Below are 421 nucleotides of genomic sequence, written 5' to 3'. Positions count from 1 at the left end.
CTATGGTAAAGGACTTTAATATGAAGCTGTTACCTTTCTTCTTAGCCATATCTGACATCCCAGTAGACATTGTCCGCTAATAGAGCATAGGTAGCTTTCTGTTGATTGGTTAAGTTGCTCATTATTTAGTTTCCTTTTCATTAAGTATCGTGATAGGTATTTCTAATCTTCTAAACCTTTCGTCTTGTTTGCTTTCAAGCGATAACTTTTCGCTCCATGTAATCTTTTTACCATCTAATGGTCTAGGAACTAAACCCCAATCACTGATACCTAAAGGATGAATGATGTTCATACTATTGAAACTATCAATGTTAGCGACATCTGCTTTGACAAACTCACCTTGTTGATTGAGCGCAGCAATACATATCTGCTTATATGTGACACCCACTAAACGACAATTAATTGAATTATTAAGGTGCTC

General features: G+C 35.9%; 1 protein-coding gene. It reads right to left on the bottom strand.

Annotation, left to right across the window (positions count from 1 at the left end):
- Positions 1 to 121 precede the first annotated feature (121 nt).
- The coding region (locus ACT3RN_RS16155) for a hypothetical protein (protein WP_444518876.1) at positions 122 to 421 on the bottom strand (300 nt) is incomplete at its 5' end.

Source organism: Psychrobacter sp. AOP5-GZ1-6 (genome assembly GCF_052376345.1).
Lineage (GTDB): Bacteria > Pseudomonadota > Gammaproteobacteria > Pseudomonadales > Moraxellaceae > Psychrobacter.
The sequence above is the reverse complement of the archived record's forward strand: the minus strand, read 5'-3'. Positions and strand labels throughout refer to the sequence as shown.